This is a genomic window from Nocardia huaxiensis, from assembly GCF_013744875.1.
Lineage (GTDB): Bacteria > Actinomycetota > Actinomycetes > Mycobacteriales > Mycobacteriaceae > Nocardia > Nocardia huaxiensis.
On the sequence record NZ_CP059399.1, the window covers coordinates 5601209 to 5625171 of the forward strand.

A 23963-nucleotide genomic window follows, 5' to 3' on the forward strand; every position below is an offset into this window, starting at 1 on the left:
GTGCCGCGCGAGACCGCGTCCCGCCCCTGTCAGTGCAGGCGGATGTCGGTGGTGGCGAGGCCGAAGATCTTGCGGCCCGCGGATTTCGCGACCAGGACGATGGTGGCGGTTCTGGTTTCCGGGTCGAGGGATTTGATTCGACCGCTGAACTCCACGCCGCCGGCCGAAACTGCTTCCACGACGGTGTAATTCGATAGTCGGGCGCCGTAGCGGAGGACGGCGCAGGGATCGCCGAGCCAGTCGGAGACGAATCCCGCGCCGAGGCCCATGGTGAGCATGCCGTGGGCGATCACGTCGGGGAGGCCGGCCAGGGATGCGACCCGCTCGTGCCAGTGGATCGGGTTCGCGTCACCGGACACTCCCGCGTAGTTCACCAGGTCACCGCGGGTGAGCTGGAAGGTCCGGGTCGGGAGCTCGTCTCCGACAGCGAGGTCCTCGAAGCGGATCGCAGTGTGCAGCAACCGCTCTCGCGATACCTGCGAGTGCTGGGTCGCCGGCCGGTCGCTCTCCTCGTCCGCGGAGTCCGATCTGGCATCTGTGCCGGATCCCGTGTCCTCCAGCCCGCTCATGATCACGCTCTCGATGACGTCGGCAATGCCGCTGTCGACGTCATCGCTGGTGATGCCGATGACCGTGGCATGCGATACCTGCACGATCTCGCCGGACTGGTCGGTAAAGGTGTTGGTGACGGTGAGCAGGTCCTTGCCCGCGACCTGGCGCACCGCGGTCAGCTCGACCTCGGTGCGCAACCGGGCCCCGGCCACGACGGGCTTGTACATTTCGAAGACCTGATCGGTATGCACGATCACGTCATAACCCGCCAGCACAGTCTCGAACAGCCCACGATTGGCCCGCATGGCCACGATCGAACTGAACGTCGCCGGCGCGACCAGCCCACCGAACCCGAGCTCACCGGCGGCGCTCTCCTTCCAGTGCGCCGGATGAAAGTCCTGAACAGCGCGTGCGTACTCGCGAATCTTCTCCCGGCCGACCTCGTAATAATCGTCGGTGCGATACCGGTATCCGACCAGCCCAGCCACATCGACCGCTGTCACCATCGAACCTCACCTTCATCGTTGCAAGCGTCTCGGTTCCGCCGCAGCGGACGCCGAATCCATGATCGGCCCCACTCTCCCACACGCCGAACCCGGTGAATCATGATGTTGCGGTGGACCTGTGGCCGGAGCATCTGAGCGTAGCGGCGATGCTGTTCGCGGATCCGGACGGATGGCTGGTGGTCCTCGTGCCGCGGGTGTTCGGCGGGTAGCGTGAACTTCACTTCGCACCGGAACGTGTTCTAGTGTGCTGGTATGCAGGGGGCTTCGGGTAACAGGTTCGTGCTCAGCAATGTTCGCGTGTTCGATGGCCGTATCGTCGGCGAGCCGACGTCGGTCGCCATCGATGGTTCGGTGATCGGCGGTGATGTCGGTGGCGCCGAGATCATCGATGGGGCGGGCGGGGTGCTCGTGCCGGGGTTCATCGATGCGCATGTGCATCTCGATGCGGCGGAGTCGCTGGATGTGCTTGCCGCGCACGGTGTTACGACGGTGCTCGATATGGGGACGCTGCAGGCGGATGTGGTCGCCTCCGCGCGTGCGCGAGCGGGGACGGCGAGCTTGTACAGCGCGGGGGTGCCGATCATCGGGTCGGCGGGTGTGCATGCGCAGGTGCCGGGGGTGGAGACCGTCGCGGTTATTCATGGGCCGGAGGACGCCGAGGCCATGGTGGCGCGGCGGGTGGCCGATGGGTCCGACTACATCAAGCTGATTCTGGAGGCGCCGGGGGACGGCGGGCCCGACGCACGGTCGGCGAAAGCTGTTGTCGCTGCGGCTCATGCGCGAGGGTTGCAGGTGGTCGCGCATGTGACCACGCCCGGCGCGTATGCGATGGGCATCGATGCGGGGGTGGATGTGCTCACGCACGTTCCGATGGGGGCGCGGGTGCCCGATTCCGATATCGAGAGGTTGGCGGGCGGGCGGCACGCAGTGGTTCCGACCTTGACCATGATGCAGGGGTGCGCCGAAACCTTCGGATTCGGTGGCATTTTCGAGGATGCCCTGGCCAATGCGGTGGCGCTGTGGAGCGCGGGTGCCACGGTGCTCGCAGGCACCGATGCCAATGCGACGCCAGGGCTCCCGTTCCATCCCCCGCTCGGCGCGAGCCTGCATCATGAGCTGGAATTGCTTGTGCGCGCGGGCGTCTCGACCGCAGCCGCGCTCGAGGCGGCCACCGTCCTACCCGCGCGCCAGTTCGGGCTCACGGATCGGGGCCGGATCGCACCGGGTATGCGCGCCGACCTCGTCCTGCTCGACGGGGACCCCATTGCCGATATCCGAGCGACCCGCGCCATACGCAGAATCTGGTGCGGCGGCATCGAACACGCACCGGCCGCGCCCCCGCACTCCTGAGCCGACAGTCAGTCGGCGCCAACCCTTTTCGCCAGGTCGTCAGCCAGTGGATACAGCTTCTCCGGCGGCAGCAGATCCTTGGCGCGATCGACCCGCCCCTCGCGCAGCTGCTCGGCGATCTTGCGCGTCAAGGGAGTGAGATCGCGGATCTCCACGGTCCAGTCGTCGACATAGCGCTGGACTATGTTGCGGGACAGGCCGACCTGAATACTGCGGTGGTCGAGCTTCACGCCGCGGATCGAATACTCCGGATCCCACTGCACCCGCACATCCGCGCTCGCGAACTGTTCCCGCCACCGTGCGGCATCGGCGTACACCCGCCGTTCCGGGCTGGTCAGCACCGCATTGCCGAGGGCTTCCTCCCACCCGGCCCGCGTAATGCGAACGGCGAGAATGCGTTCCTGGCCGGGGCTGCGCGCCCAATTGCTGCGCTGCATGAGCCATCGATAGGACGGCTTGATCCACGTCATGCGGTGGAGGGAGAACGGCTCCACGAACCGCTGCGCGCCGACAGCGGCCGTGGCGATGGCCTCGTTGAAGGCTTGGTAGACGACAATGGTGGAGCGGTCGAAGTCGGCGCGAATTTCGTACTGATTCATAACGCGCGCAACACTAATGGCGCACATCATCGGCCACCACCGAATTTTCCGGCCGCACAGTGTCCTACGCGAGATCGGTGATCAGGCCGCGATAATGGACGACGTGCAGGAAGTCGAGGTTGTCGCCGCCCATCACGAGTGCGCCACCGTGCGCGTCGGCGACATATTTCTGAAGATCGACGCCGATCAGACACGCACCGACAGCGAAGTGGAGGCGATGCGGCTGGCGCCGATTCCGACTCCGGAAGTCTTGTGGCGCAAGCCTCCCGTGCTCGCCCTCGCCGCGCTGCCCGGGACGGCGCTCGGCCGCCTCGGCCGGCCGTCGCCCGCATCGCCACGGGCCTGGGCCGCGGCGGGCGCGGCCCTCCGGCTGCTGCACGACGCGCCGCTGCCACCCCGCGCCGGACGTGACCTCGACGACCTCGCCGCGGAACTCGACCGCGAATGCGCGTGGATCATCGCGAACAATGTCCTTCCCGCCGATGTGGTCACGCGCAACCGTCGCATCGCCGAGACCGCGATACGGCCGTGGACGCCGGTGTTCATGCACGGCGACCTGCAGGTCGCCCACGTCTTCGTGGACGGTGATCGAATCACCGGCGTCATCGACTGGACCGAAGCGGCCCGGGGCGATGCCCTGTACGACCTCGCCACCCTCACCCTCGGACACCCCGAGCACCTCGATGACGTGCTCACCGGCTACGGCCGCGACGTCGATCTCGACGTGATCCGCGCATGGTGGTCGCTGCGCAGTCTGCGCGGCATCCGCTGGCTGATCGCGCACGGCTTCGACCCGAATACCCCTGGCGGCGAGGGCGACATATTGCGAACCCAGGCGATGCGCGACCGCGAAGGTCGCTAACCGGTGGGGACTATGCGGTGGGTGTGGGCGTAGACGACGGCTTGGACGCGGTCGCGGACGCCGAGTTTGGCGAGGATGTGGGAGACGTGGGTTTTGATGGTTTGTTCGCCCACTCCGAGGATTTCGGCGATTTCGGGGTTGGTGTGGGCGTTGGCTACGAGGAGGAGGACCTCGTGTTCGCGCGGGGTGAGGGTGGATAGTTCGGGGGCGGCGGGGAAGGGGTTGGTGCCGTGTGAGAGGCGGGTGATGAGGCGACGGGTGTGGTGCGGGTCGATGAGGGCTTCGCGGTGGGCCGCAGTGCGGATTGCGGCCAGGAAGTCATGGGCGGGAAGGGTTTTGGGGAGGAAGGCGGTGGCGCCGAGGGTGAGGGCGCGGTAGAGGTTCTCGTCGGAGCGCTCGGTGGCCAGGGTGAGGATGCGGGTGGTGGGGGCGAGATCGGCGACCGTGTCGATGACGGCGGGGTCGGCGAGACCGGGCATGTCGAGGTCGAGGATGGCGATGTGCGGGCGCAGGCGGCGCAATTCCTGGATGGCGGCAGGGCCGTCGCCTACCTCGGCAAGGCAGCTCAGATCCGGTTGGGTGTCGATGACCGATCTCAACCCGGCGCGAAAGACGGTGTGGGCGTTGGCGATCAGCACGGAGATCGTCGAATTCGCGGGGGCGATTTCGGATTTGGCAGTGGGGGCCGGGCCCAGGGTGGCGGTGCGCCCGCTGGAGGGCGGGGTGGCGTGGGCGGTGCCCGCCGACAGCACGGTGGCGCTGAGGGCGAGCACGAGCGTGGACACCAGCCGCAGCAGGAGCGGGCGGTTCGCGGTAGGCGTGGGCATAGGGACCAGTCTGCTTCACCGGAGGAAGCCGGTGTAGTTCTTGTTCAGGAGTTGGCTTTCGAGCTGTTTGACGGTGTCGAGGCCGACGCTGACCACGATCAGCACGGAGGTGCCGCCGAAAATCAGGCTCTGGGCGGAGCCGCCGGAGCCCAGATGCAGGAACAAATTCGGCAGGACCGCGACCGCACCCAGGTAGAGGGAGCCGGGGAGAGTGATTCTGCTCAGCACATGACCGAGATAATTCGCGGTTGGCGTGCCGGGCCGGTATCCGGGGATGAAGCCGCCGAATTTCTTCATCTCGTCGGCGCGCTCGACCGGATTGAAGGTGATCGCGACATAAAAGTAGGTGAAGAAGACGATCAGCGCGAAGTAGATCGTCATGTACACCGGATTTCCGGGGTTGACCAGGTACTTGGCGATGAGCTGCTGCCATACGGCTTGATCGCCGGAAGTGCTCCCGGTCAACTGCCCCAGGAGATTCGGCAGGTACAACAGCGACGACGCGAAGATCACCGGGATGACCCCGGCCTGATTCACTTTCAGCGGCAGATAGGTCGCGGAGCCACCGTACATTTTGCGGCCGACCACTCTTTTGGCGTACTGCACCGGAATTCGCCGCTGTCCCTGCTCGACGAAGATGACCGCGACGATCACGAGCAGCACGGCCAGTATCACCAGGGCGAACTTCAGGCGCGAACCCGAATCCCAGATCTGCCTGCCCTCGGACGGAATTCGCGCGGCAATGCCCGCGAAGATGAGCAGCGACATGCCATTGCCCAGACCGCGTTCGGTGATCAGCTCCCCGAACCACATGACCAGCGCCGCACCCGCGGTCATGACCAGCACCATGATGATCATGCCGAACAGCGAGGTGTCGGCCAGGATATCCGCATCGCAGCCGGGCAGCAGTTGCCGGCGGGCAGCCAGCGCCACCAGTGTGGAGGCTTGCAGAACGGCCAGCGCCATGGCCAGATAGCGGGTGTACTGCGTGATCCGGGCCTGCCCGGTCTGCCCTTCGCGGCGCAGCTGCTCGAATCGCGGGATCACCACGGTCAGCAACTGCGTGATGATGCCCGCGGTGATGAAGGGCATGATGCCGATCGCGAACACCGACAGTTGCAGCATCGCACCGCCGGAGAACAGGTCGATCAGCTGATAGATCCCGGCCTGCTTGTTCTCCGACACGACGTCCAGACAACCGCGCACCGCCCGGTAGTCGACGCCTGGCGAGGGCAGCGCCGCGCCGACGCGGTACAGCGCGAGCACGCCGAGCGTGAACAGAATCTTCCGCCGTAACTCCGGGGTCCGGAAGGCCGGGATGAAGGCGGACAGCACGGATCCTCCTGCGGAATAGGGTTGCCGGACAGCATGATCGGTCCAGGTCCAGGGCCTTCGACGCTACGAAGCGCCGGGCGCGCCCGCGTCGGCCGCGAGACGGAATTCGATCTCCCCCGGTGGAGGGAAAAGCACGGCCATAATGTGACTGTGCCCCTACCTCATGCGCGGACCCGGCTGGACTGGTCGGACCTGTCGGCCCTGGTGGTGCGGTACCGGGATCCGGGAATCGAACTGCCCGTGGGTGTTTGCGGACGCGTGCACCTCGAGGACAGGCGCACCGCCGGACGCGTGCAGCGCCGGAAGTATCTGGCGCACCGCGTATGCCGGCAGCACGGATGCGCGACTCGCGGCACCGATCTGTTCCGGAAGAATCGCGGGTTCACCGTGACGCTGCCCGGGGAGCTGCCACGCGCGACACGCGAAATTCTCCGGGCGAGTGCACGATTGTCGCGCTTCGCCACGACACTCGGATCTCTGATCGAAGATTCGGCGCGGTATGTGCCCATGACCGCGAAACCCGTTCCCGCGCAGCATCACCGAACCGGGTATCACGCCGAATGTCGCTGCCTCGAGGTTGTCACACTCATGGATGTCGGGGATGCACAAACCCTGCTTTCCCTGGGCGACAGGGAGATTCGCACCGTCCTGGAGCACCGGCACGGCGGCCAGGCTGTGGGCAATAATCTACGGTTCCTGCTCTATCACGTGCTGCACGTCTATCTGCGCACGAATCTGATCGCCGAGTTCGGGCTCGAGGATCGCCCGGAGGAGTGGGGTTCGCTGCGGCCGGGCACCGTGTTCCGGCAGCAGCTGATGAGCGATTGCGACGGGCTCACCTTCCTGCCGTCCGCACGCCGCCACCTGACCGACGGCGTCTTCATGGTCGACGCGCACGCCACCGATCAGCTCGTCACCGCCTGCTTCCGGTTCCTGGCGCATTACCAGTTGCTGTGTGACGCGGTCGATTACGAGCTCGACTGGAATGCTCTCATCCGGCCCGAACTCGGCCTGGCTTAACCCTCGGGGTGCGGCGTCGACCGCGCAAGTACCGACGCCGCACCGAATCCACGGTACGAAACGCGCACCCGCGCGCACTCGCGTTCGGCGCCGGTCCTGTGCATTCGATAGCCAGATCGATACCGGATTGGGTCCGGACACAACCGTTCCTGTTCAGTGTTCAGGAGTGAGCACGGGTGCTCGTGTCCTGACCCTGCGCGCATCCCGAACGGTTGTGGATGCGCTGGTCGCCCGCTTACTCGTTCCCGTGCGGCGGCGTGCATCGTGTGCACGATCCGTCACGGGTGGGCGGGGTCCCTCACGGTCCCGGGCTCGGGTGCGGTCTGGATGCTCCGAGGCCCGGCCCCATCACTCCGGTGGGGGCGGGGCGGTGGCATCCGTCGCCGGATCCGGTGCCCGAGACCGCGTCGGCCGATCGCGACCGCAGCCGCCTCGTGCCGAGTCAACTCGCGCCCACCACCCGAGGGTGGTGTGCGCCAATACTTTCCACCCCAACGGGAGGTGTAGGCAGGATCGACCGCGATCACACTGATCCCGGCCGTTGCGGACATCGACACCAGCCGCGTCCGCAGGATCCCGGTGGGTAACCCCGAGAGCAGACGGCGGAAACCCTTGCGGCGACCGTGTTTCTCCCGCGTCTTCTCCGCATCGAAGTTGAGGTCTTCGATCACGATCGCCGACACACCCTCTCGCCGCGCCCACGACAGGATGCCGGTGAGCGCATGCCGCACCTGCGCGTCGCGGCGCGCGGTGGAACCGGTCAGCTCGAGGTCGAAGCGGCGCGGGTTCCCGATCGGGTTGCCGTGGCGGTCCAGGCGGTAGGCGGCGCAGTGATCGGCATTGACATCGACGCCGATCACGCCTTCGGCGCGCGCCGCTGCCAGTGGCACGTCGGGAGTGGCGGGGTGCTGCCAGGAGGCGGTGACATACCAGCGGTCACGGGCCGGGTCGTAGTCGATGCGGTAGGCCACGGCCTGATCGGCGCTCACCCGCGCCCGCCATTGCTCACCGCGGTGAGCGAACCCGACCCGCGCGGCGAGCACGTACCGGCCATGCGGGGCATTGGCCCAGCCCGCCAGCGGCGCAGGCAGTTTCAGGCTGATTTCACCGTCCGGTGTGATACGGAGGGTTTCGTTGCCATACTTCTTGCCCGATTCCCCGTCTGCGGTCAGGAACCAGCGCGCCGCCTCCCAGCGTGCCCTCCACTGGCTGTCGGTCAGCCCGGCCGCGTCCAGGTGATGGCGTGTGTTGGCCAGCCGCCTGCCGCCGCGCACCACGCGCACACGCCCGGCGTCGTGGTCGGCGCGCACCGCCTCCAGCCGGATGCTCAGGATCTGCAGGCGACGGGATTTGGCGAACCACTCCCTGCGCGATCGGTAACCGCCGGGCTTGCCGCCGGTTCCAGCCGCACCGATCGGCAACGCCAACCGTGCCCGCAGGATCGCGATCCCGGCCTCGAGGCTGCGGAGGTGGGCCTGCTGGCCTCGTCGTGCCAGTGCCCACAATTCGTTGCTGGCCTTGGTGATCGCTCCGGCCCAGCGCGAGGACGATTCGGCGGTCAGTGCCCGTTTGCGCTCGGCCCACCGGTCGCGATCGTGGGCGGTCCCGTCCGCGCAGCGAGCCTGCAGATCGCCGGAGGCCAACCGCCCCAGGTGATCTCCAACCAGTCACAGCACGTGTTCGTCGTGCGCGGTCAACCCTTTGAGCCGGTCGCGTATCGCCACTCCACGCGGCCCGGGAACCGTTCTGGGCGCGGCGATCACACGCAGCGCACGTCGCGACTCCACCATCACCGGCCACCGACCGGCAGGATGGGGCCCATCGCCGCCGCCTGCAGGTTCCAGCAACCCGGTTCGCTCACCCGTTCGAGGCTAGGGAGCCTGGTGCGACACCACAAACCCAAACGACCGACACGCCAACACGATCCACCAATGAATCCGCTCGACCGATACACCAGACACCACACGACACTGCCAGACACGCTCGAACACTCGAACACCAGCAGTTCCGAACCCCTGTTCGACAGGCCCCGCCCGGCTTCGCTATATTCGCCTCCGCAGCTGGTTCGCCGGAGAGGGAGTCGAAGGAGCCCCTGATCCACTCGATGGCGTCGAAGCCCGGAGCCGCGTTCGCGTGACTCCCGGGTGAGAGGGAACCCGGTGGAATTCCGGGACTGTCCCGCAGCGGTGAGCGTGAACGACAGCCGTCAACTACGCACTGGGTTCTTTACTCTGCCTGGGAAGCGACGGCCGGTAGGCACAGCCCGGGTCTTCCAGAGCCGGGCCGATCCCGATACGGATCGATGCGCGCGAGTCCGAAGACCTGCCGTCTGTGCCGGATACGCCGTATCCGGCGGTCGTCGCCTCGTGGAATGGGCGTGCGCCGAGGGGACCCGGGCACGGGATCGATGCTTCCAGGGCTCCGTCAGGCGTACGCTCCATAAGGGTGGCGGCCATCGGCTGCTGACCTTGGAGTTCATCAATGTTGAACCCTGACAACACATTCACCGCCACGGTGCTCGGGCTGCCGCGCATCGGACCCGATCGGGAGCTCAAGCGGGCGATCGAAGCGTACTGGGCGGGCCGGCTCGACGCGGCCGCACTGCACGCGGTCGCGGCGGGGCTGCGCACCGCACAGCTCACCGCGGTGCGCGAGGCCGGGCTGGATTCGGTTCCGGTGGGCACATTCTCGTACTACGACCATGTGCTCGACACCGCCGTGCTGCTGGGCGCGCTGCCCGAACGGGTGCGCCCGATCACCGGCGAGCTGGACCGGTATTTCGCGGCGGCGCGCGGGACCGCCGAGGTCGCTCCGCTGGAGATGACCAAGTGGTTCGACACCAACTACCACTATCTGGTGCCGGAGCTGTCGGCTGCCACCGAATTCTCGCTGCATCCGGAGAAACCCCTTGCCGAGCTGAAAGAGGCACTGGCGCTGGGGATTCCGGCGCGGCCGGTGGTCGTGGGACCGTTCACGTTCCTGAAGCTCGCCAAGTCCCTCGACGGCAGTGACCTGCTGGAACGACTGCCGGATCTGCTGCCGTTGTACGAGCAGTTGCTCGCGCTGCTGGCGGAGGCCGGGGCGCGGTGGGTGCAGCTCGACGAACCGGCGCTGGTGACCGATCTCAGCGCGACCGAACAGGCTGCGGTGTACACCGCGTACCGGCGGCTGGCTGCCGCCGCGAACCGGCCCGCACTGCTGGTGGCCACGTATTTCGGCCGCCTCGGTGAGGTGCTGCCGGCGCTGGCGGACACCGGTGTCGAGGGTATCGCCGTGGACCTGGTCGCGGGCGGCGACGCGGATATCGCTGCGGCACAGTCGATGACCGGCACTTTGATCGTGGCGGGCATCGCCGACGGCTACAACGTGTGGCGCGTCGACCCGGACCGCGCACTCCCCCGCCTGCGGCAGCTGCGCGACGGTGGCGCGCCGGTCGCGGTATCGAGTTCTTGCTCACTGCTGCATGTTCCGTACAGCCTGGACGCCGAGACCGACCTCGAGCCCCGGCTGCGGTCCTGGCTGGCCTTCGGCGCGGAGAAGATCGCCGAGATCCGGATGCTGGCCACCGCCCTGTACGAGGGGCAGGACGCGGTCGCCGAGCAGCTCGACATCGCACGAACGGCGGTGCTGGATCGGCGAGCCGATCGGCGACTGCGGGTGGAGGCGGTGCGGGCGCGCCTGGCCGAGCTGGACGGCGACGCCGTGCGCCGTGCTCCGGCCGACGAGCGGCGGGTATTGCAGCAGGGGTTGCTGAATCTGCCGCTGCTGCCGACCACCACCATCGGGTCGTTCCCACAGACCAGCCGCATCCGGATCGCCCGGGCCGAACTGCGGCGCGGTGCGATCGATCAGGCCGAATACGACTCGCGCATGCGCGAGGAGATCGCGGAAGTCATTGCGCTGCAAGAGGAAATCGGGCTGGACGTGCTGGTGCACGGCGAGCCTGAACGCAATGACATGGTGCAGTATTTCGCCGAGCAGCTCGGCGGGTTCGCGGCCACGGTGAATGGCTGGGTGCAGTCCTACGGCACCCGGTGCGTGCGACCGCCGATCCTGTTCGGCGATGTGACCCGGCCCGCCGCCATGACGGTCGGCTGGAGCACGTATGCGCAGTCGCTGACCGGTAAGCCGGTGAAGGGCATGCTCACCGGGCCGGTCACCATCCTGGCCTGGTCGTATATCCGTGACGATCAGCCGCTGTCGGACACCGCGCGCCAGATCGCGCTCGCCATCCGGGACGAGACCGTGGATCTGGAGGCCGCCGGGATCGGCATCATCCAGGTGGACGAACCGGCATTGCGGGAGCTGCTGCCGCTGCGGCGCGCGGACCAGGCCGCGTACCTGGCGTGGGCGGTGGACGCGTTCCGGCTGTCCACCTCCGGGGTCGCCGACACGACCCAGATCCACACCCACCTGTGCTACTCGGAATTCGGCGAGATCATCGGAGCCATCACGGGCTTGGATGCCGACGTCACCTCCATCGAGGCGGCGCGCTCGCATATGGAGGTGCTCGATGACCTCAATGCGGCCGGTTTCGATCTGGGTGTCGGGCCGGGCGTGTACGACATCCACTCGCCCCGCGTGCCCAGCACGCAGGAGATCGAGCAGTCGCTCGCGCTGGCGCTGAAAGCGGTGCCCGCCGAACGGCTCTGGGCCAACCCCGACTGCGGGCTGAAGACGCGGCGCACCGAGGAGGTCGTCACCTCTCTCCAGCATCTGGTCGCGGCCGCGCGAGCACTGCGCTGAGCACCGGCTGGGGTCTTTCACCACCCGGAATACCCCAGCCGCCAACACTTCCACCCGTCGATGCGGACCGGCCACGGTCCGCATCCTCCACGTTCACGAGGACATCATGCATTCCCCTGCCGAACGGCATCGGCCCTCCCACAGCCGGTTCTCCCCCATCGTGTCCGGCGGTCCGTCGGTCGTGCAGAGTCTGCGCACGCACGCCGGAGCCCGGGTGCCGTTCTCGGTGGAGTTCAATCCGCCGCGCGACACCGCCGGGGAGGCCCGATTGTGGCGCACCGTACGGGAATTCGAACGCATGCATCCGGCCTTCGTGTCCATGACCTACGGAGCCGGCGGCTCCACCAAGGACCGCACCGCGCGGATCACCGGCATGCTGGCCCAGCAGACCACCCTGCTGCCGGTCGCGCATCTCACCGCGGTCGGGCACAGCATTTCCGAACTGCGGGCGCTGGTCGGGTCCTACGCCGACTGCGGGATTCGCAATATCCTGGTGCTGCGCGGGGATCCGCCGGGTGATCCGCTCGGCGACTGGCAGCGGCACCCCGAAGGCGTCGAGTATGCCGAGGAACTGGTGCGGATCGTGCGCGATCTCGGCGATTTCAATGTCGGGGTGGCGTCTTTCCCGCAGGGGCACCACCGCTCCCCCGACCTGGCCACCGACACCGCGCACTTGATCGCGAAACTGCGTGCCGGAGCGGACTATTCGATCACGCAGATGTTCTTCGACGTCGAACACTATCTGCGGCTGCGGGATCGGGCGCTGGCGTGTGATCCGGTGGAGGGCGCGAAGCCGATCATTCCGGAGCTCATGCCGATCACCTCGCTGCGGACCGTCACGCGGGCGGAGGAGCTCAGCGGACGGCCGCTACCGCGGGCGGTCCTGGAGCGGCTGCGGCGGGCGGCGGGCAGTGGGCCCGAGGAGGATCGGGCGGCCGTGCGCGCGGAAGGCATCGAGATCGCGACCGAGATGGCGCAGCGGCTCATCGACGAGGGAGCGCCGTGCCTGCACTTCATCACCCTGAATTTCGCCAAGGCCACCGGTGAGGTGCTGACCAATCTCGGCTACGAGGTCACCGCCGCACCACTGAGTGCGTGAGCGGCTCGGCGCGGGGCGCGTGAGCGGGCAAGCCCACGCAATCTTCGCAAATTCACAGGTCGCCTTCCGCAAAAATCGGCTTTTGCGAGGCATTTTCGCGGTACTCCCCTTTGCGTAGCGTGCGAAAGGTACCGAGAAACCGAGGCCTGGGAGGGCATCGACTGTGAAGAATCATCTCGTCCGCACTCACCGCTCCGCCGAGCACTTCCCGCGCGAGGAGCATCTCGCGTGGCGTATTGCGGAGGTCGCCGCGGATGCCGTGGAGGTCGCGCCGGAAACGCAGGAGATGATCGTCAATCGGATCATCGACAATGCGGCCGTGGCCGCCGCCTCGCTCACCCGGCGGCCCGTGGCCAACGCTCGGGCACAGGCGCTGACCCATCCGTATCGGCCGGGTGCAACCGTTTTCGGTGTGGGCGGCAGCTATTCACCCGAGTGGGCGGCGTGGGCCAATGGGGTCGCGGTGCGCGAACTCGACTTCCACGACACGTTCCTCGCCGCCGAGTACTCGCATCCGGGGGACAATATTCCAGCGGTCCTGGCCGTGGCGCAGCACACCGGGCGCAGTGGCCGCGACCTGATCCGCGGTCTCGCAACGGGTTACGAGATCCAGGTGGACCTCGTGCGGGGAATCTGCCTGCACGAGAACAAGATCGACCATGTGGCGCATCTGGGGCCGTCGGCCGCGGCGGGCATCGGCACACTGCTCGGGCTCGACACCGAGACCATCTACCAGGCCATCGGGCAGGCCCTGCACACCACAACCGCGACCCGGCAGTCCCGCAAGGGCGAGATCTCCAGCTGGAAGGCGTACGCACCGGCGTTCGCGGGGAAGATGGCCGTCGAGGCGATCGATCGGGCGATGCGCGGCGAGGGTGCGCCGGCACCCATCTGGGAGGGCGAGGACGGTGTGATCGCCTGGCTGCTGGGCGGACCCGACCGCGAATACTCGGTGCCGCTGCCCGGACCCGGTGAGCCCAAACGCGGGATTCTGGACACCTACACCAAGGAACACTCGGCCGAGTACCAGAGCCAAGCGCCGATCGACCTGGCGCGACGGTTGCGCACGCGCATCGGGGATCTGGAGCAGATCGCGTCGATCGTGCTGCACACCAGCCATCACACGCACTATGTGATCGGCACCGGATCCAATGATCCGCAGAAGTTCGACCCGAAGGCGTCACGGGAGACCCTCGACCACTCGGTCATGTACATCTTCGCGGTGGCGTTGCAGGACGGGGTGTGGCATCACGAGCGGTCCTACGCTCCCGAACGAGCGCAACGGCCGGACACCATCGAACTGTGGCAGAAGATCTCGACCGCCGAGGATCCGGAGTGGACGCGCCGCTACCACTCCAGCGATCCGAACGAGAAAGCCTTCGGTGCGCGCGCCGAGGTCACGTTGAAGAGCGGTGAGGTGATCGTGGACGAACTCGCCGTGGCCGACGCGCATCCGCTGGGCGCGCGACCCTTCGCCCGCGAGCAGTACATCGCCAAATTCCGCAACCTCGCCGAGGGCGTCGTGGACGCGGCCGAGCAGGATCGGTTCCTCGAGATCGCCCAGCGCACACCGGAATTGACGGCCACCGAACTGTCGCAGCTGACCTTCACCGTGTCCGACGAGGTGCTGGCGCGCGCACCCCGGTCGCCGAAGGGATTGTTCTGATGACGGGACTGCTCGCGGCCACCACCTCCGCCGCCGACAAACGGGCCGCCTTCCGCGCGGGTCTGAATTCGACCCGCATCCAGCGTATTCCGGGCGCCTTCAATCCCTTGGTGGCCACGCTGATTCAAGAGATCGGCTTCGAAGGCGTGTACATCTCCGGCGCGGTGCTGTCAGCGGATCTGGGGCTGCCCGATATCGGCCTCACCACGCTGACCGAAGTCGCCGGGCGCGGGCAGCAGATCGCCCGGGTCACCGACCTGCCGGTACTGATCGACGCCGACACCGGCTTCGGCGAACCCATGAGCGCCGCCCGCACGGTCACCGTCATGGAGGACGCCGGCATCGCCGGACTCCACCTCGAGGATCAGGTGAATCCGAAACGTTGCGGACACCTCGACGGCAAGGCCGTGGTCCCCGTCGAGGACATGGTGCGACGCCTGCGCGCGGCCGTATCCGCCAGGCGCGACCCGAATTTCGTCCTCTGCGCCCGCACCGACGCCGCCGGCATCGAGGGCATCGACGCGGCCATCGACCGAGCGCGGGCCTACGCCGAAGCAGGCGCGGATCTCATCTTCACCGAAGCCCTGAGCACCGCCGCCGACTTCGAGAAGTTCCGGGCCGCCGTCCCGATTCCCCTGCTGGCCAATATGACCGAGTTCGGCAAGTCCGAACTGCTGTCGGCCCAGACCCTCGAAGCCATCGGCTACAACGCCGTCATCTACCCCGTCACCACCCTGCGCCTGGCCATGCACGCCGCCGAATCCGGCCTGCGCGAAATCCTCGCCACCGGCACCCAGGCCGCCCTGCTCGACCGCATGCAGCACCGCAGCCGCCTCTACGAACTGCTCCAGTACGAGCGCTACAACGAATTCGATTCCGAGATATACAATTTCACGCTGGGAAGGAACCAGTGATGTCGGAGGCAACCATCTCCAAGGGCCTCGCCGGTGTCGTGGTCGACACCACCGCCATCTCCAAGGTGGTGCCGGAGACCAACTCCCTCACCTACCGTGGCTACGCCGTTCAGGACCTGGCGGCCAACTGCAGTTTCGAACAGGTCGCCTACCTGCTGTGGCACGGCGAACTCCCCAATGATGCCGAGCTGGAACGCTTCTGCCAGCAGGAGCGCGCCTCCCGCCGCGCCGACCGCTCCATGCTGTCGCTGGTGGCGAAGCTGCCCGACAACTGCCACCCCATGGACGTGGTGCGCACCGCCATCAGCTACCTCGGCGCGGAAGACCCACTCGAGGACGACAACTCACCGAAAGCCAACCGCGCCAAGGCCCTTCGCATGATGGCTGTCCTGCCCACCATCGTGGCCGCCGACCAGCGCCGCCGCCGCGGACTGGATCCCATCGCACCGCACTCCCATATGGGGTTCGCCGAGAACTTCCTGCACATGTGCTTCGGCGCGGTGCCCGAGCGTGAGCTGGTCAAGGCGTTCGAAGTGTCGCTGATCCTGTACGCGGAGCACAGCTTCAATGCCTCCACCTTCGCCGCCCGGGTGGTCACCTCCACCCTGTCCGACATCTACAGCGCGGTCACCGCCGCCATCGGCGCGCTCAAGGGCCCGCTGCACGGCGGCGCGAACGAGGCCGTCATGCACGACATGCTCGAGATCGGCACCCCGGATCGCGCCGAACAGTGGCTGCGAAACAAGCTGGCCCACAGGGAAAAGGTCATGGGCTTCGGGCACCGGGTCTACAAGAACGGCGACTCCCGCGTCCCCACCATGCGAAAAGCCTTCCAGGACATCGCCGCCGCCACCGACGGGCAGCAGTGGGTCCGCATGTACGACATCCTGGAACACACCATGGTCGAGGCCACCGGCATCAAACCCAACCTCGACTTCCCGACCGGCCCCGCCTATTACCTGCTCGGCTTCGACATCGAGGTCTTCACCCCGATCTTCGTCATGAGCCGCATCACCGGCTGGACCGCACACATCATCGAGCAGGGCGAATCCAATGCCCTGATTCGTCCCCTCAGCGAATATGTCGGCGTCCCACAACGTTCCATCGTCGCCTGACGATCCCCACACCGGAAACGGCTCGGGCCTGATGCCGAAAGCATCAGGCCCGAGCCGTTATTCGTTGTCCAACCGATCAGACGTGGGCGGCCTTCGCACCGATCCGCGACTCGATGGCGTCGATGATGCGCGGACGCAGTTCGTCGGCGCGGATGATGGCGTCCACCGAACCGACCTCGACGGCACGCTGGATGCTGTGCACCTTGTCGAATTCGGCCGCGACCTCACCCAGCTTCTCGGCGCGCACCGAGGAGCGGACCTCGTCGAGTTCGGCGGTGAGAGCCGCACGACCGGCACCGGGCGCGTTCGCGGCCAGGCCCTCCAGATCCCGAACCCGGGAATCGGCCGCCGTGCGGGCGTTCACCTCGTTGGAGAAGACGACCGCGGCGGCGGGCGCGCCACCGAGCACCGAGGCGAAGGAGCCCTCGAGGGCGAGCACCGTCATGTTCGGGTTGAGCGCCTTGGAGAACACCACGAACGCGCCGCCGTGGTAGCGCGAAATCACGCAGAACACGATGGGGCCCTGGAAGTTCACGATGGCGCGGCCGATCTCGGCGCCGTACTCGAGCTGGAGCTTCTTCATCGACTCCGGGGAGCCATCGAAGCCGGACAGGTTGGCCAGCACCACCAGCGGACGGTTGCCCGAGGCCGAATTGATCGCGCGCGCGGCCTTCTTCGACGACTTCGGGAACAGGGTGCCCGCGGTGTAGGTGTCGGGGCCGTCGGTGACCGCGAAACCGCGGCGCGCCACCGACTTGGACTCGATACCCAACAGGCACACCGGGATTCCGCCCAGATGCGCGTCCTGCACCACGGCGGTCTCGGCGTCGGCCATGCCCGCCCAGCGCTCCAGCACCGGGTGGTCCTGGTCGGCGACCGCGCGCATCACCGTGCGAATGTCGAAGGGCTTCTTGCGATCCGGGTTCCCGGCCGCGGAGAAGATCTCGCCGACGGTGGTGAAGTCGCTGCCCGCCACCACATGCGGGAAGCTGGAGATGTCACGATCGACCGGGTCGGTGGTGACGGCACGACGCGGGGCCTGCTCGCCGGGGGCGATGTAGGTGTGGTCGTAGTGCGCCATCAGCACGTCGCGGGCGGCGTTCAGGTTCGGGGCCCAGTACTGGCCCTGACCGTTCGGGCCCATGACGCGGTCGTAGCCGCCGATGCCGAAGTTGTCCTCGGCCGACACGCCACCGGAGAAGTCCAGGGCCTGCTTGCCGGTGAGCACCATCGCCGAATCGGGGGTCATGACCAGGATGCCCTTGGTGTGCATGAGCATGGTGGCCTCGGCATTCCAGTACGGCTGCGCGCCGACATTGATGCCGTTGACGACGATATTGATCTCGCCGCCGTCCTGAGTGAACTCGACGATGCGCTTGAGCGCGGCCGCCACCCAGTCCATGTTCTCGGTGCCCGACTTCATGGAGATGCGCGCGCCCGAGGACAGCGCGTACCACTCCAGCGGGACCTGCATCTGCTCGGCCAGATCCATGGCCGCGATCACCCGGCGGCACTCCGGCTCCGACAGCGCGCCAAGGGATTTGGTGGGGTCGCCGAGCAGCACGACCCGGGTGACACCCTCGGGGTGGCGTTCGGTCGGCGTGGAGACCACACCGGCGACCATGGCCGCGCTGTTGTGGCCCTTCGGCCGATCCACCGGCACCAGCGCGTGCTTGGCGTCGAGATCGTATTCGCGGAAGTCGCCGAGCATGCCGGTCAGCTCGTACGGGTAGACGGTGTTGCGGCTGCTGGCGCGCAGCACCTTCTGCCGGTACTCGTCCAGCGGCTCGACCGCCTCGTCGGTGCGCTCGCCGATGGTCACCTCGGGGGTGCCGGTGGCGTCGAAACCGATACGCACGGCGATCTTCTCGAGCTCGCCGGTGGCCTCTTCCCGCTGGCGGGCGATGAGCAGGATCTCCTCCAGGCCCGCGCCCACCGTCATGGGCAGCACGTGGCCGCCGATGACCGTCTCCAGCTCGGCCCGCGTCACATCGACCGGCGGCCAGATGTACATGACGATCCGGTTGGTGTTGAACCGCTTGTTCGACGGCCGCTGCGCCTGCGCGCGGCGGATGGAGTCCAGGCAGGTGGCGATGGCGATCTCGGCGGTCGGCAGGGACAGCAGCCGGCCGTCGTGATCACGCAGCGACGCCAGGTCACGCACCTGCGCGAAGGCGATGAGCCGCTCGTCGGAGGCGTTCTCCTTGGCGACGGCCCGGAACAGGTACACCTCTTCGTCGTCCGAGGACGGCAGGCGGGTGAGATCGAACTTGCGCAGCCGCTTCATCTGCATGCGCTGCGCGATGAACGGGTGCAGGCCGCGAATCAGCCGCTCCTCCGCCATGCCGGTGGCCGACGGACGGAAGGTGAAGTGGTGGTGCATGACCGCGCCGCCACTGCCCGCGACGGTGGCGGTGATGCGGTGCACCTGATTCGGCAGCGGCTGGGCGTCGAGCACCTCCTGCAGCGCCGTCGCCATGGCGTCGAAGTCCTCGGGCTGATCCTCCCAGCCCAGGTAGATGTCGACCTCGATCGAGGCTGCGCTGCTTGCCAATTCGGCCAGACCGCGCAGGATCGAGCGCAGCTCGCTGAAGCTGCCCGCGGCCGAGACCAGGCTCAGGCCACGACGTTCGGCGACCACGAAGGTGGCGTCACCGACGGTGTGCGTGCGCACATCGGTGAGGTCCTTGTTGCCGTAGTAGCGGCGGGTCAGCACCTCCAGCATGGCGGTGTTGTCGATATTGCCGCGCACCAGACGCTGACCCAGCAGACGCACCAGCGGCTCGGTGCTGCGCACCATGTCCGCGATGCGCTCGCCGCGATCGGCGGTGTCCGGGTGCAGATCGAGGTAGCGCAGGTTCTTGCGCACATTGGTGTAGACGCGAGCGCGGTTGCGGCGCAACAGCGGCTGGCCGTACCAGGCGTACACCAGACCACGGGTGAGATCCGCGATCACCGGGAAACGCACCTGCGTCGCCGTCACCAGTCGCTCGAGCGTCAGGCCGACCGGTTCGCGCAGGGCGGCATCCGGCATGGGCTCGCGCAGCCACTCACGCAGCAGCGTGGTGATGACGGTGACCGTGTCGGCCGGACGCTGCTGCGCCAGGAAGATGCGGAACACCGCGGACTCCAGATCCGGGGTGCGGTCCAGTTCGGCGACGCCGTAGTGGCCGAGCGCCTTGCTCAGCTTGGCTTGATACGACTCCGGCAGACCGGCCCGCTCCACATCCAGGCTCTGCAGGTAGGTGTGGAAGTACTCGCGGGCGGAGTGCACGTGGCCCTGGCCGCTGTCGTCGTCCCACGACCGATTGTGGCTCAGCTCGGCCAGATCCGCGAAGACCTGCACGAGCTCGAGCTCCTCGGCCAGCGGGCGGCGATTGTCGGCGATGGCCGAGCGGCGGCGCACCAGGTAGTCGTCGATGACGCGGCGATCGTCGTGCGGGTCGACGTCGAAGCCGAGCAGCAGGCTGCGCAGATCCTGGAGGTTGCGGACCATGCGGTCGTACGGGTGCGCCGGAGCGGGCTCCGACGGCAGATCCAGCTCGACGGTTTCGGTTGTGGCGGTGTCCTTCTCGCCGGCATCCTCGTCGACGATGGGCTCCAGGCGCATGAGCGGCGCACCGGTCTCGACCTGGGTGCCGACCGAGACGTTGCACTCCTTCAAGCGCGCCCGGAACGGTGCGCGCAGCACCGTTTCCATCTTCATGGACTCCAGCACCAGCACCGGCGCACCGGCCTCGACCTCGGCGCCCACCTCCAGCGGAGTGGCGACGACCAGCGCGGGCGCGGGCGAACGGACCACGCCGCCCTCGTCGCGGCTGATGCGGTGGGTGACACCGTCGACATCGACCACATGCACGGGACCGTGTGTGCCCGTGGTCAATCGGTAGCGGGAGCCATTGACCACGATCTGGCCGGTGTGGTCGTCGAAACGCTCCAGATCGACATCGGCGGTGCGCAGCTCGCCGCCCGCCTCGATGCCGATGCGGAAGCGGTGCGCGCCGATACGCGCCACACTCACCCGGTAGCTCACGCCGCGCAGCTTCAGATCGCGCGGGCGGCCGCTCTCGTGCTGCACCTGCGGACGGCCACCCGAGGCGGTGGACAGCAGGCGCTGCCGCTCGGCCCGCTCCTCCTCCTCGTAGGCGTCGATGGCGGCCGACGCCAGCGCGATCGCCGAATGGCTGTGCGAGACAAGGCGTCCGTCACCGCGCACGCGGTCGATCCAGCCGGTGTCGGCGCTGCCGTCGATCACCTCGGGCTGATCCAGCAGATCGAGCACGAAGCTCTTGTTGGTGGCGCCGCCCTCGATGACCACGCGGGTCTGGTTCATGGCGCGGCGCAGCCGGCCCAGCGCCTGCTCGCGATTACTGCCGTAGGCAATGATTTTCGCGATCATGGAGTCGAAGTCGGCGGGGATGGTGTCGCCCTCGCTGACGCCGGTGTCGACGCGAATGCCCGGTCCGGCCGGAAGGTCCAGGCGCGCAATGCGTCCGGGGGCGGGCGCGAAATCGCGGTCCGGGTCCTCGGCGTTCAGGCGCGCCTCGATGGCGTGGCCGCGCTCGACCGGCGGCTCACCCTCGAGCTTGCCGCCCGAGGCCACGTGGATCTGCGCGCGCACCAGGTCGAAACCGGTGGTGAGCTCGGTGATCGGATGTTCCACCTGCAGACGGGTATTCACCTCGAGGAAGGCGAACAGCTCGTCACCGGGGTGGTAGAGGAACTCGACGGTCGCCGCGCCGCGGTAGCCGACCGCGACGGCCAGGCGCTCGGCCGAGGCCTTCAATTCGGCGGCCTGCTCGGGGCGCAGCACCGGCGAGGCTGACTCCTCGATGATCTTCTGATTGCGGCGCTGCACCGAGCAGTCGCGCACGCCCAGCGCCCACGCGGTGCCCTGACCGTCGGCGATCACCTGCACCTCGACGTGGCGGGCGCCGGTGACCAGACGCTCCAGGAACACCACGCCGCTGCCGAAGGCACGCGCGGCTTCCTGCCGGGTGCGCTCGTAGGCGTCGACCAGGTCGGCGTCATTGGTGACGACGCGAATACCGCGACCGCCACCACCCGCGGTGGCCTTCAGCATGAGCGGGTAACCGATCTTGGCGGCCATCTCCTTGGCCGCCTCCACGGTCTCCACCGGACCGCGGCTCCACGGCGCGACGGGAACGCCGACCTCCTCGGCGATCAGCTTGGCGCCGATCTTGTCACCGAGCTTGCGCATGGCGTCGGGGCTCGGGCCGATGAAGGTGACGCCGATCTGGTCGCAGAGTTCCGCGAAGGCCGGATCCTCGGCGACGAATCCCCAACCCACCCAGGCGGAGTCGGCGCCGGTGGCCACGAGCGCCCGCTCGAGCACCTTCAGATCCAGGTACGGGCGCGCCGCGGCGGGCCCGAGGTCGTACGCGATATCGGCCTCACGCACGAACGTGGCATTCCGGTCGACGTCGGTGTGCAACGCGACGGTTTCGATCGCCGACCCGGTCTCGGCGGCCAGATCTCGGACAGCATGGATGAGCCGCATGGCGGCCTCTCCCCGGTTCACGATGGCAATGCGGCGGAACACTACTCGCCAGCTCCTTCCATTTCACAGCACTGGCCCGGTCGGGCGAGGGTGTGCGACTACCGGTCCCGGGTAGTCTGCACCTCCTTAAGGAATAGGTTCACATCGCGGGAGGGTTACCGGCACGTATCCTTCGCGGCGGTTCGACTCGGAGGCCGGTCGCAAGGCAGAATTCGGCCGCCGGAAATCTATGTGGAACCGGGCAGACCCACCATGCTCCGCCGCAGTGCAGGAGGTGAATCCGAGTGACCGACATTCTCGACGAGCTGCATGCGCGCTGCGCCGAAGCCGCGGGCGAGGCGATCCTGTCCGGGGAACAGCATCCGCGTCTCACCCTCACCACGCGCGAGGTCGCAGACCTGCTCAACCACATCGATGAGCTGCGGCGGCGGTGTGAGGAGAACGATCTCGAGTATCGCGAACTCGAATTCCGCCACGGTGCGCTGCGGCAGGCCGTGGAGGATGCCGGGGCGGCATTCGGGCGAATTCGGGTCGCGCTCGAGCAGCGGACCGCGCATCCGGAGGCGAATGTCCGCCAGGCGCGCACGATTGCACGCGTTGCCGCGCAGCAGCTGGCGCTCGCGGGCGCGGAGACCGAGGATGCGGCCGGCTGACAATTGCGAATTGTCCGAATTCCCTTCGGTGTCCGATTTGTTCAAGACCGGGGGTCAGGTGTCCGCCTACGGTTCGGGCATGACTGTTGAACTGGATGTTGTCGGGATCGTGGTGTCCGATATGGCGGCGGCCGTCGCGTTCTATCGACGGCTCGGGCTCTCCTTCGACGAGGGAGCCGAGGGCCAGCCGCATGTGGAGGCCCGGCTCGGCGGCGGGATGCGGCTGGCGCTCGATACCGAAGCGACGATTCGGTCGTTCCATCCCGAATGGCAGGCCGTCGCCGGAGGCGGGCGAATCGGATTGGCCTGCCGGTGCGCCGGACCCGCCGCGGTCGACGCGCTGTTCGAGGAGCTCGTGGCCGCCGGATACCACGGGGAGTTGAAGCCGTTCGACGCGTTCTGGGGACAGCGGTACGCGACCGTGCACGATCCGGACGGGAACGGCGTCGACCTCTACGCGCCGCTGAGCTGAGGTCAGGTACCCAGGAGTTGCGTCAGGGACATGCCGGCGAGATCCCGGACATCCCTGGAGAGGTGGGCCTGGTCGGCGTAACCGGCACGGAACGCGGTGTCGGCGAACGGAACACCGGCGCGGGCCAGGGCCAGCGCACGTTGCATGCGCAGAATGCGGGCCAGGGTCTTCGGGCCGTAGCCGAACGCCGTCAGCGAAAGCCGGTGCAGGCGGCGCGGACCCAGCCCGAACTTCTCGGCGATGACGGAGACCGGGGTGCCGGAACGCAATTCGGAGACGATGGGCAGCAGCAGCGCGTCGGCCGGATCGGTGACGCCGGCACGCCACAGGGCGACCGCCTCCAATCCGGCGGCAGGACTCGGTGCGCGGGCGACGATCTCCGCGGCACGGCGGGCCTGCGCGGACGTCCACACAGCGGTCAGGTCGGCTCGGCTGTCACGCAATTCGTGCGCGGGGATACCGAGCAGGGCCGGTGCGGTGCCGGGATGGAAACGGATGCCCGCGATGCGGGCGGCGGGGCCGGCGGCCGGCCGATAGGCGCGCGTATCGGGGCCCGCCACCGCGAGCCGACCGTCGATCCACAGCAGATCCATGCAGCCGTCGGGCAGGACCGGGGCGTCGGTATCGGCCACGCCGTCGCGGGCCCACACGACCGCACCGGGCAGTTGCGCCGGACGTTCCCGATAGCCGTGCGGCGGATGGATTTCGGGCATATCCACTGGTGCA

Annotated in this window: 17 protein-coding genes and 1 riboswitch; of the genes, 10 read left to right on the forward strand and 7 right to left on the reverse strand. The window is 67.7% G+C overall.

Going from position 1 to position 23963, the window contains the following annotated elements; translation table 11 throughout:
• Positions 1-29: 29 nt before the first annotated feature.
• On the reverse strand, positions 30-1058 hold the full coding sequence (locus tag H0264_RS25240) for a fused (3R)-hydroxyacyl-ACP dehydratase subunits HadA/HadB (RefSeq protein ID WP_181579837.1): 1029 nt from the start codon (positions 1056-1058) through the stop codon (positions 30-32).
• Positions 1059-1310: 252 nt separating this feature from the next.
• Here H0264_RS25240 and H0264_RS25245 point away from each other — a divergent pair, with 252 nt between their 5' ends.
• Positions 1311-2408: an amidohydrolase family protein gene (locus tag H0264_RS25245; protein WP_181579838.1), complete on the forward strand. Its 1098-nt coding sequence runs from the start codon at positions 1311-1313 to the stop codon at positions 2406-2408.
• Between the two features lie 8 nt (positions 2409-2416).
• Here the strand turns inward: H0264_RS25245 and H0264_RS25250 are convergent, their stop codons facing one another.
• Entirely contained in the window at positions 2417-3007 is a 591-nt protein-coding gene (locus H0264_RS25250) for a DUF4291 domain-containing protein (protein ID WP_181579839.1), read from the reverse strand.
• A 94-nt stretch (positions 3008-3101) separates the two neighbouring features.
• On the opposite strand from H0264_RS25250, the gene H0264_RS25255 reads away from it, so the two are divergent.
• Positions 3102-3869, forward strand: coding sequence for a phosphotransferase family protein (locus tag H0264_RS25255; protein ID WP_231085325.1), 768 nt, complete (start codon positions 3102-3104; stop codon positions 3867-3869).
• Here the strand turns inward: H0264_RS25255 and H0264_RS25260 are convergent.
• Positions 3866-4696, reverse strand: coding sequence for a LuxR C-terminal-related transcriptional regulator (locus tag H0264_RS25260; protein WP_181579841.1), 831 nt, complete (start codon positions 4694-4696; stop codon positions 3866-3868). The genes H0264_RS25255 and H0264_RS25260 overlap by 4 nt on opposite strands.
• A 15-nt stretch (positions 4697-4711) precedes the next feature.
• Positions 4712-6031 carry a preprotein translocase subunit SecY gene (gene secY, locus H0264_RS25265; RefSeq protein WP_181579842.1) on the reverse strand — a complete coding sequence of 440 codons (1320 nt, stop codon included), beginning with the start codon at positions 6029-6031 and terminating at the stop codon, positions 4712-4714.
• Between the two features lie 150 nt (positions 6032-6181).
• On the opposite strand from secY, the gene H0264_RS25270 reads away from it, so the two are divergent.
• Positions 6182-7051, forward strand: coding sequence for a hypothetical protein (locus tag H0264_RS25270; protein ID WP_181579843.1), 870 nt, complete (start codon positions 6182-6184; stop codon positions 7049-7051).
• Positions 7052-7329: 278 nt separating this feature from the next.
• Here the strand turns inward: H0264_RS25270 and H0264_RS25275 are convergent, their stop codons facing one another.
• The gene (locus tag H0264_RS25275; RefSeq protein WP_220139840.1) at positions 7330-8694 is read right to left on the reverse strand and encodes a hypothetical protein; all 1365 of its coding nucleotides are present in this window, start codon (positions 8692-8694) and stop codon (positions 7330-7332) included.
• A 454-nt stretch (positions 8695-9148) separates the two neighbouring features.
• Positions 9149-9395: riboswitch (cobalamin riboswitch) on the forward strand.
• A 137-nt stretch (positions 9396-9532) separates the two neighbouring features.
• Here H0264_RS25275 and metE point away from each other — a divergent pair.
• From metE to H0264_RS25300, 5 genes are all read left to right on the forward strand, one after another.
• Positions 9533-11797 carry a 5-methyltetrahydropteroyltriglutamate--homocysteine S-methyltransferase gene (gene metE, locus H0264_RS25280; protein WP_181579844.1) on the forward strand — a complete coding sequence of 755 codons (2265 nt, stop codon included), beginning with the start codon at positions 9533-9535 and terminating at the stop codon, positions 11795-11797.
• A gap of 106 nt (positions 11798-11903) precedes the next feature.
• Positions 11904-12896: a methylenetetrahydrofolate reductase gene (locus H0264_RS25285; protein WP_181579845.1), complete on the forward strand. Its 993-nt coding sequence runs from the start codon at positions 11904-11906 to the stop codon at positions 12894-12896.
• Positions 12897-13059: 163 nt separating this feature from the next.
• Positions 13060-14562 (forward strand): 2-methylcitrate dehydratase PrpD, encoded by a 1503-nt coding sequence (gene prpD / locus H0264_RS25290; RefSeq protein ID WP_181579846.1) that lies wholly within the window; start codon positions 13060-13062, stop codon positions 14560-14562.
• A complete protein-coding gene (prpB, locus tag H0264_RS25295; RefSeq protein WP_181579847.1) occupies positions 14562-15476 on the forward strand; it encodes a methylisocitrate lyase in 915 nt (304 codons plus the stop codon). Before prpD ends, prpB begins: the two co-directional genes overlap by 1 nt.
• A complete protein-coding gene (locus H0264_RS25300) occupies positions 15476-16591 on the forward strand; it encodes a bifunctional 2-methylcitrate synthase/citrate synthase (protein ID WP_181579848.1) in 1116 nt (371 codons plus the stop codon). The genes prpB and H0264_RS25300 overlap by 1 nt, the downstream gene beginning before the upstream one ends.
• A gap of 76 nt (positions 16592-16667) precedes the next feature.
• Here the strand turns inward: H0264_RS25300 and H0264_RS25305 are convergent, their stop codons facing one another.
• Complete coding sequence (locus tag H0264_RS25305) at positions 16668-22154, reverse strand: ATP-binding protein (protein WP_181579849.1); 5487 nt, start codon at positions 22152-22154, stop codon at positions 16668-16670.
• 242 nt (positions 22155-22396) lie between these two features.
• Between H0264_RS25305 and H0264_RS25310 the strand changes: the two genes are divergently transcribed.
• Entirely contained in the window at positions 22397-22765 is a 369-nt protein-coding gene (locus H0264_RS25310; RefSeq protein WP_181579850.1) for a hypothetical protein, read from the forward strand.
• Positions 22766-22844: 79 nt separating this feature from the next.
• A complete protein-coding gene (locus H0264_RS25315) occupies positions 22845-23237 on the forward strand; it encodes a VOC family protein (RefSeq protein ID WP_181579851.1) in 393 nt (130 codons plus the stop codon).
• Between the two features lie 2 nt (positions 23238-23239).
• Here H0264_RS25315 and H0264_RS25320 read toward each other — a convergent pair whose 3' ends face one another.
• Positions 23240-23950, reverse strand: a complete 711-nt coding sequence (locus H0264_RS25320; protein ID WP_181585824.1) for a helix-turn-helix transcriptional regulator — start codon at positions 23948-23950, stop codon at positions 23240-23242.
• Positions 23951-23963 lie beyond the last annotated feature (13 nt).